The organism is Streptomyces flaveolus, assembly GCF_044765825.1.
GTDB lineage: Bacteria > Actinomycetota > Actinomycetes > Streptomycetales > Streptomycetaceae > Streptomyces > Streptomyces flaveolus.
The window spans coordinates 168,224-180,380 of the sequence record NZ_JBIWKU010000014.1; the positions used below are offsets into that span (position 1 = coordinate 168,224).

At 71.6% G+C, this 12,157-nt stretch carries 8 protein-coding genes; 3 read left to right on the forward strand and 5 right to left on the reverse strand.

The window, feature by feature from the left end:
* Window positions 1–40 precede the first annotated feature (40 nt).
* Both ACIRG6_RS33210 and ACIRG6_RS33215 read right to left on the reverse strand, forming a co-directional pair.
* Complete coding sequence (locus ACIRG6_RS33210) at window positions 41–943, reverse strand: tRNA (adenine-N1)-methyltransferase (protein ID WP_318217852.1); 903 nt, start codon at window positions 941–943, stop codon at window positions 41–43.
* A 110-nt stretch (window positions 944–1,053) separates the two neighbouring features.
* Window positions 1,054–2,655 (reverse strand): site-2 protease family protein, encoded by a 1,602-nt coding sequence (locus tag ACIRG6_RS33215; RefSeq protein WP_364676830.1) that lies wholly within the window; start codon window positions 2,653–2,655, stop codon window positions 1,054–1,056.
* A gap of 172 nt (window positions 2,656–2,827) precedes the next feature.
* Here ACIRG6_RS33215 and ACIRG6_RS33220 point away from each other — a divergent pair, with 172 nt between their 5' ends.
* Entirely contained in the window at window positions 2,828–3,817 is a 990-nt protein-coding gene (locus ACIRG6_RS33220; protein ID WP_364676832.1) for a RecB family exonuclease, read from the forward strand.
* A gap of 16 nt (window positions 3,818–3,833) precedes the next feature.
* The gene (locus ACIRG6_RS33225) at window positions 3,834–4,505 is read left to right on the forward strand and encodes a response regulator (RefSeq protein WP_003977171.1); all 672 of its coding nucleotides are present in this window, start codon (window positions 3,834–3,836) and stop codon (window positions 4,503–4,505) included.
* A 123-nt stretch (window positions 4,506–4,628) separates the two neighbouring features.
* Here ACIRG6_RS33225 and ACIRG6_RS33230 read toward each other — a convergent pair whose 3' ends face one another.
* The 3 genes from ACIRG6_RS33230 to metH all read right to left on the reverse strand — a co-directional run bounded on the left by ACIRG6_RS33230 (window position 4,629) and on the right by metH (window position 10,977).
* On the reverse strand, window positions 4,629–6,233 hold the full coding sequence (locus ACIRG6_RS33230; protein ID WP_350719008.1) for an ABC transporter substrate-binding protein: 1,605 nt from the start codon (window positions 6,231–6,233) through the stop codon (window positions 4,629–4,631).
* 390 nt (window positions 6,234–6,623) lie between these two features.
* The gene (locus tag ACIRG6_RS33235; protein ID WP_364676834.1) at window positions 6,624–7,325 is read right to left on the reverse strand and encodes an HAD family hydrolase; all 702 of its coding nucleotides are present in this window, start codon (window positions 7,323–7,325) and stop codon (window positions 6,624–6,626) included.
* Between the two features lie 139 nt (window positions 7,326–7,464).
* Window positions 7,465–10,977 carry a methionine synthase gene (gene metH / locus ACIRG6_RS33240; protein ID WP_318217857.1) on the reverse strand — a complete coding sequence of 1,171 codons (3,513 nt, stop codon included), beginning with the start codon at window positions 10,975–10,977 and terminating at the stop codon, window positions 7,465–7,467.
* A 390-nt stretch (window positions 10,978–11,367) separates the two neighbouring features.
* On the opposite strand from metH, the gene ACIRG6_RS33245 reads away from it, so the two are divergent.
* Window positions 11,368–12,141: an IclR family transcriptional regulator gene (locus tag ACIRG6_RS33245; protein WP_318217858.1), complete on the forward strand. Its 774-nt coding sequence runs from the start codon at window positions 11,368–11,370 to the stop codon at window positions 12,139–12,141.
* The last annotated feature ends 16 nt before the right edge of the window (window positions 12,142–12,157 follow it).

The window sequence follows — 12,157 nt, forward strand, 5'->3', positions numbered from 1 at the left end:
CCCCCCCGACGCCGATATGTTGTGTGCGGCACGGGCCGTCTCAGCGGCCGGAGCCTCCGCCGGCGTTGGGGCCGTCGTAGTCCTCGCCGTAGGCGCCCTTGGCGGGGCGGCGGCGGCGCATGGGCGGCTCGACGCCGTCGGCGAGGCGGCGGGCGGTGAGCAGGAAGCCGGTGTGGCCGATCATCCGGTGGTCCGGGCGGACGGCCAGGCCCTCGACGTGCCAGTTGCGGATCATCGTCTCCCAGGAGGTCGGCTCGTTGAAGCAGCCGATCTCGCGGATGGACTCGACGGTCCGCGCGAGCTGGGTGGTGGTCGCGACGTAGCAGCACAGGATGCCGCCGGGCACGAGCGCCTTGGAGACGGCCTCCAGGCACTCCCACGGGGCGAGCATGTCGAGGATGACCCGGTCGACGTCGGCGTCGGACAGGTTGTCCTGGAGGTCGCCGACGGTGAGCTGCCAGGCGGGGTGCGGGCCGCCGAAGTAGCGCTCCACGTTCTGCTGGGCGATCTCGGCGAAGTCCTCGCGGCGCTCGTAGGAGTGCAGCATGCCCTGGTCGCCGATGGCGCGCAGCAGGAAGCTGCTGAGCGAGCCTGAGCCCACCCCCGCCTCCACGACGCGGGCGCCGGGGAAGATGTCGGCGAAGGCCAGGATCTGCCCCGCGTCCTTGGGGTAGACCACGGCGGCGCCGCGGGGCATGGACAGGACGTAGTCGGGGAGCAGGGGGCGCAGCGCGAGGTAGGCGACGTTTCCGGTGGTGCGGACAACGCTGCCCTCGGGAGCACCGATCAGTTCGTCGTGGGGGAAGGAACCCTTGTGGGTGTGGAAGTTCTTCCCGGCCTCGAGCGTGAACGTGTAGTGGCGGCCCTTGGGGTCGGTCAGCTGAACCTGGTCCCCGACCTTGAAGGGCCCGCGCCTGCGGGCGGCACCGGTCGGTTCGGACATGTGACCAGCCTACCGGTTTCCTGCCGGGGGCTTTACCGGCGCAGGGGCGTACGGACGGTGCGGGCCGTGCGGGGTCGCTCGCGCAGCTCCCGCGCCCTGTCGGGCCGCGTTCAGCTGGGGCGGGCCATGGCCTTGACGAAGGCGCGCTCGACGTCGGCCGCGGACAGGACGCCGTAGATCTCGCCGGTGTCCTCGACCACCAGGTACTCGGTCGCCGGGGACGCCCGCAGCGCGTCGAGGAGTTCCTCGCCGGACAGCTCGGCCGAGACCCGCATGCCGTCGGTGAGGTCCTGCGCGAGCCCGCTGACCGGGACCCAGGGGCGGCGGTGCTCGGGTACGCCGACGATGGCGGCCTCGCGGACCAGGGAGACCGGCCTGCCCTCGGTGTCGACGACGACCAGCGCGCGGGCTCCGGAGGCGTTGGCACGGCGCAGGGCCTCGGAGAGCGGGGTGTCCGCGGGGACGGGGACCGCGCGCCGGGTGAGGGCGCGGGCGCGCAGCTCGGGCAGGTGCTCGCGCAGGCGGGCCATGCGCAGGCTGTTGCCGGCGCCGGTCCAGATGATCGCGGCCAGGATGGCGGCGAGCAGGGCGTCCATCAGGGTGTCCATGCCGACGTTGTCCACGGCGCCGGAGCCGAGCGCTCCGGACTGGGTGAGCAGCGGCAGCCCGATCAGGACGGAGACGGCGAGTGCCCGGCCGACCCAGGCGGCGGCGACCGTGCCGGTCATCGGCTTGCCGGTGACTTTCCAGACGACGGCGCGGAGCATCCGGCCGCCGTCGAGGGGGAGGCCGGGGAGCAGGTTGAAGACGGCCACGATGAGGTTGGAGACCATCAGGCCGGCGAGCAGGACGCCGGGGACGGTGCCCGGCTCGACGGTCAGCAGGGCGAGGTAGAAGACGCCGGCGAGGACGAGGGAGAGCAGCGGGCCGACGAAGGCCAGCACGAACTCGCGGCCGGGGGTCTCGGCCTCCTTCTCGATCTCGGAGACGCCGCCGAAGAACTGGAGCTGGATGCGGCGCACGGGGAGCTTGAAGCGCAGGGCGGCGACGGTGTGGGCGAGTTCGTGGACGAGGACGGAGGCGTAGAAGGCGACCGCGAAGAAGAGGGAGACCAGGTAGCGCGCGGCGCCGAGCTCGGGCAGGACCCGGTCGAGCTGGCCGCCGAACACCCAGGTGATCAGGGCGGCGACCAGGAACCAGCTGGGCGCGACGTACACGGGCACGCCGAAGGGCCGCCCCATCAGCAGCCCGCCTCCGGGCTCGGGGCGACGCTGCGGTGGCCGCCCCGGGCCGCCGCCGGTGTGGGCCTCGGTCCGGGCGTGGTGGCCGGGGGCCTGTCCGGCCGGCGGGACGCCGGCGCCCGCGGGGCGGTCGGTCCCGGCGTCCTGCGGTGCGGGGGGCTGCGGTGTGGGCTCGGGAGGGGTGTCCTTCCCCGTCTCGTTCGGCGCGGGGGCGGCGTCCCCGGCGGGGGGCTCCTCCGGCGGCTCGGCCCCTGGGGCGTCCGTCCGTCCCCCGGTGGTCTCGCCTACTGTCGGTGACTGCCCCCCGGGGTCCTCTTCGGTGCTGGGGGGCTGTTCCGCGGGCTGTTCCCCGGGCGTGTCGGCAGCCGTGGGCTCCGGGTGCACGGGGTCCGGGGCCGGGGACCCCGCGTGGGGGCCGGCCGACTCGTCGTTGCCGGACCGCGGGTGCCCGCTCCCGCCGCTCACGTCCACGGTGTCCCCTCGTTCGAAGCGTTTCCCGCGCCTGCGGTGCGGGAGGGTCTGGTGTCGATGGTATGCGGCCGTCGCGGCCCGTTCCGCCCCGGCACCCGGTGCTTCCGGTCCGTCGCACGGGTCACGGCCGCGACTGGGTCACTGTCAGTGGTGGGCCGTAAGGTCTGTGGGCATGGAGACGAGCATCGAGGATGTCGCGGAGGACGCCGGCGGCTCCGCCTCGCCGGCGGCGGCAGCGGCGGAGGCAGCCGAAGCGGCCGAGGGCGCGCCGGCCACCACCGGCCCACAGCCACCCGCACCCGTGCCCGTCGCCCTGGCGCCCGCCTCGCTCTCGCCGTCGCGGGCCGGCGACTTCATGCAGTGCCCGCTGCTGTACCGGTTCCGGGTGATCGACCGGCTGCCGGAGAAGCCCAGCGAGGCGGCGACCCGGGGCACCCTGGTGCACGCGGTGCTCGAGCGGCTCTTCGACGCGCCGGCGGCCGAGCGCACGCCGCCGCGGGCCAAGGCGCTGATCCCCGGGCAGTGGGACCGGCTGCGGGAGACCAGGCCCGAGGTCGGGGAGCTGTTCGCGGACGACCCGGAGGGCGAGCGGATGGCACGCTGGCTCGCCGAGGCGGAGGGGCTCGTCGAGCGCTGGTTCACCCTGGAGGACCCGAGCCGGCTGGAGCCCGCCGAGCGGGAGCTGTTCGTCGAGGCCGAGCTGGACTCCGGGCTTCGGCTGCGCGGCATCATCGACCGGGTCGACGTGGCCCCCACCGGCGAGGTGCGGATCGTCGACTACAAGACGGGCAAGGCTCCCCGGCCGCAGTACGCGGAGGGCGCGCTGTTCCAGATGAAGTTCTACGCGCTGGTGGTGTGGCGGCTGAAGAAGGTCGTCCCGCGGCGGCTGCAGCTCGTCTATCTCGGCAGCGGTGACGTGCTCACGTACGACCCGGTCCTCGCCGACCTGGAGCGGGTCGAGCGCAAGCTGCTGGCCCTGTGGGAGGCCATCCGGCTGGCGACCGAGACCGGTGACTGGCGGCCGCGCCCCACCAAGCTGTGCGGCTGGTGCGACCACCAGGCGCACTGCCCGGAGTTCGGCGGCACTCCCCCGCCGTATCCGCTGCCGGTGAGGGCGGCCGAGTCGGGCACCACCGAGCAGGGCAGAATGGGGCCGGACTAGCGAGAAGGAGACTTACGTGGCCATCCGCGTCCTACTGGTCGACGACCAGCCGCTGCTGCGCACGGGCTTCCGGATGATTCTGGAGGCGGAGCAGGACCTCGCGGTCGTCGGCGAGGCCGGAGACGGCCTCCAGGCTCTCGACCAGGTGCGGGCGTTGCAGCCCGACGTGGTGCTGATGGACATCCGCATGCCGCGGATGGACGGTGTGGAGGCGACCCGGCAGATCACCGGCCCGGAGCGGGACGGTCCGGCCAAGGTGCTGGTGCTGACCACCTTCGACCTCGACGAGTACGTGGTCGAGGCGCTGAAGGCGGGTGCCAGCGGGTTCCTGCTCAAGGACGCCCCGGCCAACGAACTGGTGCAGGCGATCCGCGTGGTGGCGAACGGCGAGGCGATGCTCGCGCCGAGCATCACCAGGCGGCTGCTCGACAAGTACGCCACGCACCTGCCCTCCGGCGACGAGCCGGTGCCGGACACCCTGCACACGCTGACCGACCGTGAGGTGGAGGTCCTGAAGCTGGTGGCGCGTGGTCTGTCCAACGCGGAGATCGCCGCCGACCTGTTCGTCAGTGAGACCACCGTCAAGACGCACGTCGGGCATGTGCTGACCAAGCTGGGGCTGCGCGACCGGGTGCAGGCCGCGGTGTACGCGTACGAGAGCGGGCTGGTGCGCCCCGGCGCGCAGTAGTCCGCCGTCCCTGTCGCCGCGGCCTCCCGGCCGCGTTCGCCGGGAAGCGCGAAGGGCGCCCTCTTCCTTCTGGGAGGAGGGCGCCCTTCGGCTTGGACGGGGCGCGGTGGGTGACGGGGTGCGTCAGCCGCTCACACCGCGGGCCAGCTCCCACAGCTGCAGCGAAGAGGCGGAGTTGAGCGCGTAGGCGGTGCCGGTGACGTCGTCCCGGGCGGCGACGTACTGCTTGCCCTGCCACAGCGGGATCATCGGCACGTCGGTGGCGACGGCGTCCTGGATGTCGGTCAGGCTGTCCACGGCGGACAGCCGGTCGGCCTCGCGACGGGACGCCGGGATCAGGTTGTTGTTGATCTCCGGGTTCACGTACGGCGAGTTGAGGAAGTTCTCCTTGTCGAGGAACGGCGCCAGGAAGTTGTCGGCGTCCGGGAAGTCCGGGAACCAGCCCATGCCGAAGACGTCGTACTGGCCCTTCAGCTCGGCCGGGCGGAACTTCTCCCAGGGCGTGCCCTCGATGTCGACCTGGAACAGGCCGCTGTCGTTGAGCTGCTTCTGGAGCTGCTCGAACTCCTGCTTGGTGGCCGCACCGTAGTGGTCGGTGGTGTAGTGCAGGGTCAGCTTCACCGGCGTGGAGACGTTGGCGGACTCCAGCATCGACTTGGCCTTGGCGACGCTCGGGTCGCCGTACTTGTTGAAGAACGAGTTCGAGTGGCCGGTGATGGTGGCGGGCACCAGCGAGTACAGCGGTTCGGCCTGCGAGCCGTAGACGTTCGAGATCAGTTCGCTGCGGTTGATGAGCTGGGCCATCGCCTGCCGGACGGCCTTCGTCTCCACGGTCTGCGCCTTGGTGTTGAAGGCCAGGTAGCGGATCTCGAGACCGGCCATCTCGATCAGGTCGACGTCGCCGCCCGTGTCGTTGGAGAGCTTGCGGATCTGGTCCGGCGTCATCGCACGGGTCATCAGGTCGATGTCGCCCTTTGCGAGCGCCGTGCCCATGGCGTCGGCGTCGGCGAAGGAGACGACCTCGGCCTTGTCGTTGTTCACCGTGAGGACCCCCTTGTAGTGGGGGTTCTTGGTGAACACGGCCTTGGTCAGCGCGCCGTCCTTCACCTCGGCCTTCATGGTGTACGGACCGGAGCCGTCCACCTCGAAGCCCTCGCGCAGCTTGCCCTTGTCGTAGTCGTCGGGGTCGACGATGCCGGCGACCGGGGTCGACAGCTTGAACGGGAAGGTCGCGTCGGCGGTGTTGAGGTGGAAGATGACCTCGCGGTCGCCCTGGGTCTCCACGGTGTCGACGGTGGACAGCAGGCCGGACACACCGCTGTCGGCCTTCAGGGACAGGGCGCGTTCGATGGAGAACTTCACGTCGGCCGCCGTGACGGCGTCGCCGTTGGCGAACTTCAGACCGTCACGCAGGGTGCAGGCGTAGCGCTCGTTGCCGGTGTCGGTGAAGCCGCACTTCTCGGCCGCCTCGGGCACCGGTTCGCCGTCGCCGCGCGGCTGGATCATCAGCGTCTGCACGGTCTGGCGCAGCAGGTTCCAGGAGCCGACGTCGTAGGCGTACGCCGGGTCGAGGGGCGCGGGAGCCTCCTCCGAGGCGGTGAACCGGTCCGTGGTGCCGACGACGATCGCGTCCCCGCCGCCGCTGCCGCCGTCGGACCCGCCGCAGGCGGCGAGTACCGGGGCGAGCAGGCCGACGACGGCCGGCAGCACCAAAGTCTTGCGGTTCATGCTCGAAATTCTCCAGAGCTGTCGGTCCGTGTATGCGGCATGCAGGGGTGTCGCGGGCCGATCACGGGGGTAGTGGCTGAGGTTCTCGCGACGAGATTAGTCCGCGCCCGTACGAGGGCCCGCAGCCCCCGGAGTTGAGGGCTCATCACAGAGCGAAACCGGGCGTGGACACACCGAAAACCCGACAGCGGAAGGATTAGTGCAGCGCTTCACCAATCGGGACACATGGGCGTGCCGACAACGTTCTCCCGGCCGGATCCAGCACAGCCGCACCGGTCTGTCGACCCCTGACGGCGTGGCGAACGTCACAGGTGAGCGCGACCGGGGGTTCCGCCGGAGGGCGTTCGCGCACGGTGCCGGGCACGACGGTGCCGCACGCTGTGTGAACGCTCAGCCCACGTGGGTGATGAGGCCGCGCAGGAAGGTCAGGTCGACCTCTTCCAGTGACCCGACCACGGTGCGCCGGACGGCCGGAGTGATGGGGGCGATCGAGGGGACGGCCACGACGTGGCAGCCGGCGGCCTCCGCGGCGGCGACTCCGGTCGCGGTGTCCTCGACGACGGCGCACCGGGCCGGGTCCACGGCGAGTCCGGCGGCGGCGGCCAGATAGGGGTCGGGGTACGGCTTGGTGCGCGGTACCTCGTCGCCGGCGACGGTGAGCGCGAAGTGGTCGCGGCCGAGCGAGGCCAGGACACGGTCGATGATGCGCCGGTGCGAGGCGGAGACCAGGGCCGTGGGGATCTCGTGCTCGGACAGCTCCGCGAGCAGCCGGGCCGCGCCCGGCATGAGCGGCAGGTGGCGTCCGATGCGCTCCTCGAAACCGTCGTTGAGCAGCACGCTGAGCTCGGCGAGCGAGATGTCGGCGCCGGTGGCCTCGATGAGGAAGCCCGCACTGCGGGTCATGGGACCGCCCACCACCACGTGGCGCCAGGAGTCGTCGAGGGTGTGGCCGAGGGAGGCGAAGACCTCCTTCTCGACGTCCCACCAGAAGCCCTCGGTGTCCACCAGGGTGCCGTCCATGTCGAGGAGCACGGCTTGCAGGGCGGAGCCTTCGGCCGTACGGGTGCCGAGTGCGGGGACCGTACTGGTCATCCACATACCTCCTTGAGGGACGATCAGGCCGGTTCCCACGAAGGGAACCGGCCTGCAGTGGACCGACCAGTCTACGTCGTGCGGGACGAGAACGCCTGGTGCGACGCCTGGAGCGGTACGGAGGAAGTCCGTACCGGCCTCAGCGGGCGTTGAAGTACTTGGCCTCCGGGTGGTGGATCACGATGGCGTCGGTGGACTGCTCGGGGTGGAGCTGGAACTCCTCCGACAGGTGGACGCCGATGCGCTCCGGCTGGAGCAGGTCGGCGATCTTGGCGCGGTCCTCCAGGTCGGGGCAGGCGCCGTAGCCGAGGGAGAAACGGGCGCCCCGGTACTTCAGGGCGAACATGTCCTCCATCTCGGCCGGGTCCTCACCGGCGAAGCCGAGCTCGGAGCGCACGCGTGCGTGCCAGTACTCGGCGAGGGCCTCGGCGAGCTGGACGGACAGTCCGTGCAGTTCCAGGTAGTCGCGGTAGGCGTTGGCCTGGAACATCCGGGCCGTCTCCTCGCCGATCCGGGAGCCGACGGTGACGACCTGGAAGCCGACGACGTCGGTCTCGCCGGACTCCTCCGGGCGGAAGAAGTCGGCCAGGCACAGGCGCCGGCCGCGCCGCTGGCGGGGGAAGGTGAAGCGGGTGCGCTCGTTGCCGGCCTCGTCCAGGACGATCAGGTCGTCGTCCTTGGAGACGCAGGGGAAGTAGCCGTAGACCACGGCCGCCTCCAGCAAGTTGTCCGTCTGGAGCCGGTCCAGCAGACCGCGCAGCCGGGGCCGGCCCTCGCTCTCGACGAGCTCCTCGTACGAGGGTCCCTCGCCGGTGCGGGCCTGCTTCAGGCCCCACTGGCCCTTGAAGAGGGCGCCCTCGTCGAGCCAGGAGGCGTACTCCTTGAGCTGGATGCCCTTGACGACGCGGGTGCCCTGGAAGGGCGGGGTGGGGACGGGGTTGTCGGTGGCGACGTCGGAGCGGACGTGGCCCTCCTCCGGCCGCTCCTCGACCTCGACGGTGGCGGCGCGCACCCGGCGCTGCCGCAGTTCGGGCAGCTTGGCCCCGGGCACGCCCCGCTTGATGCCGATCAGGGCGTCCATCAGGCGCAGGCCCTCGAAGGCGTCGCGGGCGTAGCGGACCTCGCCGTCGTAGATCTCGTGGAGGTCCTGCTCGACGTACGCCCTGGTGAGGGCGGCGCCGCCGAGGATGACGGGGTAGTCGGCGGCCAGGCCCCGCTGGTTGAGCTCCTCCAAGTTCTCCTTCATGATCACCGTGGACTTGACCAGGAGCCCGGACATGCCGATGACGTCGGCCCGGTGCTCGTCGGCGGCCTCCAGGATCGCGGAGACCGGCTGCTTGATGCCGAGGTTGACGACGGTGTAGCCGTTGTTGGACAGGATGATGTCGACGAGGTTCTTGCCGATGTCGTGGACGTCGCCGCGGACGGTGGCCAGCACGATCGTGCCCTTGCCCTCGTCGTCGGTCTTCTCCATGTGCGGTTCGAGGTAGGCGACCGCGGTCTTCATGACCTCGGCGGACTGGAGCACGAACGGCAGCTGCATCTGGCCGGAGCCGAAGAGCTCGCCGACGACCTTCATGCCGTCCAGGAGGGTCTCGTTGACGATGTCGAGGGCCGGGCGCTCCGTCAGGGCGTCGTCCAGGTCCTGTTCGAGGCCGTTCTTCTCGCCGTCGATGATGCGGCGCTTGAGGCGCTCCTCCAGCGGGAGGGCGGCCAGTTCCTCGGCCTTGGACGCCTTCAGCGACTTGGCGGTGGCGCCCTCGAAGAGCTGCATCAGCTTCTGCAGCGGGTCGTAGCCCTCGCGGCGGCGGTCGTAGATCAGGTCGAGGGCGGTGGTGACCTGCTCCTCGTCGAAGCGGGCGATCGGCAGGATCTTGGAGGCGTGCACGATCGCCGAGTCCAGGCCCGCCTTGACACACTCGTCCAGGAAGACGGAGTTGAGCAGGATGCGGGCGGCCGGGTTGAGGCCGAAGGAGATGTTGGACAGGCCGAGCGTGGTCTGCACGTCCGGGTGCCGCTTCTTCAGCTCGCGGATGCCCTCGATGGTGGCCAGGCCGTCCTTGCGGGACTCCTCCTGGCCGGTGCAGATGGTGAAGGTCAGACAGTCGACGAGGATGTCCGACTCGTGGATGCCCCAGTTGCCGGTGAGGTCCTCGATCAGCCGCTCGGCGATCTCGACCTTCTTCTCGGCGGTGCGGGCCTGGCCCTCCTCGTCGATGGTCAGCGCGATCAGCGCGGCGCCGTGCTCCCGGGCCAGCTGCGCGACCTTGGCGAAGCGGGACTCGGGGCCGGCGCCGTCCTCGTAGTTGACCGAGTTGATCACCGCGCGGCCGCCGAGCTTCTCCAGCCCGGCCCGCAGGACGTCGACCTCGGTGGAGTCCAGCACGATCGGCAGCGTCGAGGCGGTCGCGAACCGTCCGGCCAGCTCCTCCATGTCGGCGACGCCGTCCCGGCCGACGTAGTCCACGCACAGGTCCAGCATGTGGGCGCCCTCGCGGATCTGGTCGCGGGCCATCTCCACGCAGTCGTCCCAGCGGCCGGCCAGCATGGCCTCGCGGAACTTCTTCGAGCCGTTGGCGTTGGTGCGCTCGCCGATCGCCAGGTAGGAGGTGTCCTGGCGGAAGGGCACCGTCTGGTAGAGGGAGGCGGCGCCGGGCTCGGGGCGCGGGTCGCGCTCGCCGGGGGTGAGGTCGCGGACGCGCTCCACGACCTGCCGCAGATGCTCGGGGGTGGTGCCGCAGCAGCCGCCGACCAGGGACAGGCCGTACTCGCGGACGAAGGTCTCCTGCGCGTCGGCCAGCTCGGGCGCGCTCAGCGGGTAGTGGGCGCCGTCCTTGCCGAGGACGGGCAGGCCGGCGTTGGGCATGCAGGACAGCGGGATGCGGGAGTGCCGGGCCAGGTAGCGCAGGTGCTCGCTCATCTCGGCCGGGCCGGTGGCGCAGTTCAGGCCGATCATGTCGATGCCCAGCGGCTCCAGCGCGGTGAGCGCGGCGCCGATCTCCGAGCCGAGCAGCATGGTGCCGGTGGTCTCGACGGTCACCGACACGATCACGGGGAGGTCGAGGCCCAGGGCGTCCAGCGCGCGCCGGGCGCCGAGCACGGAGGCCTTGGTCTGCAGCAGGTCCTGGGTGGTCTCCACCAGGAGGGCGTCGGCGCCGCCGGCGACCAGGCCCTCGGCGTTGCGCTGGTAGGCGTCGCGCAGGGTGGTGTACGGGGCGTGGCCGAGGGTGGGGAGCTTGGTGCCGGGGCCCATGGAGCCCAGCACCCAGCGCTGCCGGCCGTCCCGGGCGGCGAACTCGTCGGCGACCTCGCGGGCGACCCGGGCGCCGGCCTCGGACAGCTCGTGGACGCGCTCGGGGATGTCGTACTCGCCGAGGGCGGAGTGGTTCGCGCCGAAGGTGTTGGTCTCCACGCAGTCGACGCCGGCGGCGAAGTACTCCTCGTGCACCGAGCGGACGATGTCGGGCCGGGTCAGGTTGAGGACCTCGTTGCACCCTTCCAGCTGCTGGAAGTCGTCGAGCGTGGGGTTCTGCGCCTGGAGCATGGTGCCCATCGCCCCGTCGGCGACCACCACACGGGTGGCGAGTGCCTCGCGGAGGGCGGACACGCGGGTCCGGATGTCGGCGGACGGGGTGGACGGCGACGAGGCCATGAAGGGGCTCCCTAGGATGCGACGGCTGTCGGCTTTGCGCTTCCCGGTGCCGTCCGTCCAGAACGTCCCGGGGAAGAACGCACGTCGCCAGGGTAGCCGGGAGGCGGGGCCGGTGGCCTGGGCGTCCACGTGACGGACGAGGATGGAGGGCCGGACGCCCTCCCCCAGGGGTGACACCGGCACCCGAAGGGGCGAACCCCCGGCGCCCGTGCGCTGTCGGGATACGGCCGGGCAGCGGTCGCCCGGGACCCCTCCGGATCGCGGTCCGAGTGCAACAGTTGCCCGCCGACCATTGGCGGGAGGTCGGCATGGACCGGTAGTGTTCGGCATTGCCGAACGACGTCAGCGACGCCGAGGTCGGCAGTCGAAGGGGACGGAGGCAGTACGTCGATGGCACGGAACATCCAGTCGCTCGAGCGGGCGGCCGCGATGCTGCGCCTGCTCGCGGGCGGCGAGCGGCGGCTCGGCCTGTCGGACATCGCCTCGTCGCTGGGTCTGGCCAAGGGCACCGCCCACGGCATCCTGCGCACCCTCCAGCAGGAGGGCTTCGTGGAGCAGGACGAGGCCTCGGGGCGCTATCAGCTGGGCGCCGAACTGCTGCGCCTGGGCACGACCTACCTCGACGTGCACGAACTGCGGGCGCGCGCCCTGGTGTGGACGGACGACCTCGCCCGGTCCAGCGGTGAGAGCGTCCACCTCGGCGTCCTGCACCAGCAGGGCGTGCTGATCGTCCACCACGTCTTCCGGCCCGACGACAGCCGGCAGGTCCTGGAGATCGGGGCCATGCAGCCGCTGCACTCCACCGCCCTGGGCAAGGTCCTTTCGGCGTACGACCCGGTGGCGCACAGCGAGGCCCTGGAGGCCGAGCGCACGGCGTTCACCGACCGGACCGTCTGCGAGCCGGACGGGTTCGAGCACATCCTCGACATCACGCGCGCGCGTGGCTACGCGGCCGACGTGGAGGAGACCTGGGAGGGCGTCGCGTCCATCGCCGCCCCCATCCACGACCGGCGCCGCATGCCGGTCGGCGCGGTCGGCATCACCGGCGCCGTGGAGCGGCTGTGCCGGTCCGACGAAGAGGGAGCGCTGCGGCCGGAGCTCATCGCGGCGGTACGGGACTGTGCCCGCGCGGTGTCGCGGGACCTGGGCGCCGGGCGGTTCTGAGGCGCGGACACGCGGA